The organism is Zhongshania sp. (assembly GCF_041623545.1).
Classification (GTDB): Bacteria; Pseudomonadota; Gammaproteobacteria; order Pseudomonadales; family Spongiibacteraceae; genus Spongiibacter.
On the sequence record NZ_JBFJWS010000334.1, the window covers coordinates 1 to 3,349 of the forward strand.

The 3,349-nt window shown below is 46.9% G+C and carries 4 protein-coding genes; 1 reads left to right on the forward strand and 3 read right to left on the reverse strand.

The features are described from left to right. A partial coding sequence (locus ABYT30_RS17375; protein ID WP_373097730.1) for a glycosyltransferase family 2 protein occupies window positions 1-947 on the forward strand: 947 nt, incomplete at its 5' end. Between the two features lie 31 nt (window positions 948-978). Here the strand turns inward: ABYT30_RS17375 and ABYT30_RS17380 are convergent. The 3 genes from ABYT30_RS17380 to ABYT30_RS17390 form a co-directional block, all read right to left on the reverse strand. Further along, a complete protein-coding gene (locus ABYT30_RS17380) occupies window positions 979-1,620 on the reverse strand; it encodes a hypothetical protein (RefSeq protein WP_373084160.1) in 642 nt (213 codons plus the stop codon). A gap of 40 nt (window positions 1,621-1,660) precedes the next feature. Continuing rightward, window positions 1,661-2,701: a glycosyltransferase family 2 protein gene (locus ABYT30_RS17385; protein WP_373084157.1), complete on the reverse strand. Its 1,041-nt coding sequence runs from the start codon at window positions 2,699-2,701 to the stop codon at window positions 1,661-1,663. Between the two features lie 59 nt (window positions 2,702-2,760). Then, window positions 2,761-3,349 (reverse strand): sugar transferase (locus ABYT30_RS17390; protein ID WP_373097731.1); only part of this gene is annotated, 589 nt, incomplete at its 5' end.

Here is a 3,349-nt window from a genome sequence, read left to right on the forward strand (position 1 = left end):
GAAGCCTACCGCAAAGCGCAACTGAACTGGAATCACCCCTTATGAGTAAGTGTCAATTTTCCGTTATCATTCCCCTATACAATAAAGCGGCGCATATCGTAGACACCCTCTATTCAGTAATACAGCAGCATGTATCGGATTTTGAAATAATCGTAGTGGATGATGGATCAAAAGACGATGGTGCGAGTCTTGTCGAAGAAATGCACAAGCAGGAGCCACGAATTCACTTAATTAAACAAACTAATGGCGGTGTATCCAAAGCACGAAACACCGGAATCGCTCACGCCAGCGGTGAATACCTGTGTTTCCTTGATGGTGATGACCTTTGGGATCGCGACTTCTTAAGCGAAATATCTGAGCTTATAGCGCGCTTCCCATCTGTAGGTGCCTACTCGACCGCCTACGCTCATCGTTTTAAAAGCGGACGAGATACGCCTGTTCTGCCGAATTTCCCAAAACAACTTAAAGACCACGAGCAGTTTGAATACGATTTTTTTGCGGTTGCCAGTCGCGGTGAAGTGCCGATCATGCCCTCAAGCTGCTGCATTCCAAAAGCAGTATTAGATCAAGTTGGGGGGTTCCCAGAAGGTGAGCCCATTGGCGAAGATCAAGACCTGTGGATACGCATCGCCTATCAATGGCAAATGGCTTACTCGCGTACCATATGCACTTATTATTTACAGGAATCTGAAAATCGCGCCTGCGTCAATAATGTGCCCGATGAAGAGTGCCCCTTTAGTCGTCGCCTCCTTGCTTATGCTGAGACAACACAAGACAGCCGCCGCAAGGATATGCTTAGAGTCACCGCCAACCACCTACTCCATCTCGCGCAGTTAAATATTCTCGCAGGGAAAAAAGTAGAAGGAAAACGGCTGCTCCGGGATAATCGCACCTTCATGCTACCCAAACGACGCCTAAAGTGGGAATTAAAACTCCTTACATCTTAAAAGAGTAATGGTAGGCTGTAACTCAGAGCACTCAAGTTCCCAGTGCAGCCTTTTTCTGATTAATCATCTGCCCAACACTGCGCTTCGCCATATCCCAGCAGAATTGTAACCAAAAACAAATTCCCAATAATTTAAAGCCATCTTCTAGCAATAAAACGACTAAGCCAGAATCATCCAATCCGACGTCGATCAATACCGACAAAGTCCAACAGATGACCGCAGGAATAGCGAATACAAAAGATTCAGCAATGGCCTTTCGAAACAAAAACAATACCCCAGCCACACCACTACCAATCAGCACCTGCGGAACAACTTCAGGTATACCCAATAGTGTAGGAAAAATACTGTCATGAAGCATGTAGGCATCATCGATCAATAGCACGCTACTGCAGGTGCCAATCCAAAATGAAGCACTACTGCGGCGCCGTCCCACTACAAAAAATTTCCTCAGACTTACCGAGAAAAAAGCTACACCACATGACGCGGCCATAAGGATAAAACCAAAGGTAGACAAACCACCCGCAAACCACTCCCTACTATTACTCAAACTCGGGTCGTCAGTTAAATCGGCCAAGCTCAAGCCCGCCCCGCGACTACCCAATAAGACAAGAACTAAACTCAGCAAGGTCACTACCACAGACAAACTCAAACGCCCAATCGGAGGTACAGCCATCAATTCATCCTTTTGTAAGACCGCAGTTGCATTCATTGAATTAAGCCGCCATCGCCATCATCTTACGCTCTAATCTATCGTAATGATTTTTCGGTAAAGTAGCTAACAACAAAGTGCAAGCGCTAGTCACCGCCGTCTTAGTAAACTCTTTCAATAAAATACGGCTATCTGACTTAAACGCTAAACCAAGCAGCGTATTAGCACTTTCTGAATCACGCGATTGCACCGCACGGCGAGCCAAATAACGGTATTGGTAAGCCCGCGCCAAGCCTTCCCACTCCGCTACAAATGTGGGATCGATCTTCCGGTTATTTTCAACTGAGCGCTCCCAGGACTCGAGTTGACGACGCCAATTCGCGGACAGGCCTTCTCCGTTTACGCGGTACCACGTCAATGCATCAGATAGACCCGCGAACTTCCACTTTGTTGACAGGGCAATACGTAACCAGCACTCAACATCTTCAGATTGACGAAAACTTTCATCGAAATACATCGAACCGTAGTGGCCCATCTCAGGACGGATAAACTCAATATCATTCAAGGTTTCGCGGCGGATAACTGGTGCAGAACCATTGCCCACAGGGTTACGGCAAAATATATCCTGAGCAGAAATATCCTCACACTTAGGATGCTGACCAATTCTCATATCCAGACCGTCGTCATCCATAAACTGGGAAGCACTGTAGCTGACACCCACTTCGGGGTTCGCATTTAAATGGCCAACATGAAATTCTAATTTTCGCGGGTCCCAGCGATCATCTGAATCCAAAAACGCAATGTATTCACCGCTTGAGCGACATACACCAGTATTACGTGCACCCGCTAAGCCACGATTACGCTGTTGTACGAGAATCACGCGCTCGTCGTCACAGGCATTAATAATTTCAGCGCAATTATCCGGCGAACCATCGTCAACACAAATCACTTCAAAATTGCGAAAGGTTTGCGCGATTACCGAATCCAGACATTCCTGTAAGTATGCTGCGGCATTGTACATAGGAATTACCACACTCACTTTAGGACGCTTAAATGCAACGGTGTTCGCTTTTGTCGAAGTGTAATCAGGGTCAAAGAAGCTCATTTTAGTCAATCCTTTTGTTATATCGGTGGTCTACGCAACTAATCCCAAGCTCGGCGATATTAGTAGGCGCCAGCACCCAGTAATACAGCGGGAATAGTCTTGGCAGTGATTACAATGTCAGTGAACAAGTTGCGCTCGCGGATATAACGTAAATCAAGATCAATCTGCTGCTCAAAGCTCAGGTCAGCGCGACCTGATACCTGCCACAATCCAGAAATACCAGGCAGTGCATTCAAACGCTGACGGTCGTAGTCAGTGTATTGCTCAACTTCTGAGATAAGCGCTGGACGTGGACCGATCAGTGACATTTCGCCGCGCAAAACGTTGATCAACTGGGGCAGCTCATCAATAGACAGCTTGCGGATGATGTTGCCGACTTTCGTTACCCGGGGATCGTTAACAAACTTTCTGCATACGCCATCGCGATCGCTTTCCATTGCTGCAACTTGTGCATGCAATTTCGCATCGGTGCTCATCGAGCGGAATTTGATCATTTTAAAGACCTGGCCGTCTTTACCAACACGCTGCTGGTGGAAGAACACCCCACCGCGACTCTCTAAAAGTATGGCCAAGCCAGTAATCAGTAGTAGCGGTGACAAAGCCAGAATCAATAAAGCACTCAAAGTGACATCGTAGACACGCTTATAA

Bases quoted from the DNA above. Each gene is read 5' to 3' on its own strand.
- ABYT30_RS17380 (WP_373084160.1), bottom strand. From the start codon at position 1,620: ATGGCTGTACCTCCGATTGGGCGTTTGAGTTTGTCTGTGGTAGTGACC.
- ABYT30_RS17385 (WP_373084157.1), bottom strand. From the start codon at position 2,701: ATGAGCTTCTTTGACCCTGATTACACTTCGACAAAAGCGAACACCGTT.